Here is a 245-nt window from a genome sequence, read left to right on the forward strand (position 1 = left end):
GCATGGGAGACACACGGCGGGTGCTAACGTCCGACGACAAAAGGGAAACAACCCAGACCGTCAGCTAACGTCCCAAAGTTATGGTAAAGAGGGAAACGATGTGGGAAGGCTAAGACAGCTAGGAGGTTGGCTTAGAAGCAGCCACCCTTTAAAGAAAGGGTTATAGCTCACTAGTCGAGTCGGCGTGCGCGGAAGATGTAACGGGGCTCTAACCATACACCGTAGCTACGGGTATCACTTAGGTG

The 245-nt window shown here is 52.7% G+C and carries 1 rRNA gene; it reads left to right on the forward strand.

Annotated features, from left to right (window positions below):
- Nucleotides 1-245 (forward strand): 23S ribosomal RNA (locus QN399_RS26535); the annotation flags it as partial.

Origin of the sequence: Pseudomonas sp. 10C3 (assembly GCF_036346185.1) — a bacterium.
Taxonomy (GTDB): domain Bacteria; phylum Pseudomonadota; class Gammaproteobacteria; order Pseudomonadales; family Pseudomonadaceae; genus Aquipseudomonas.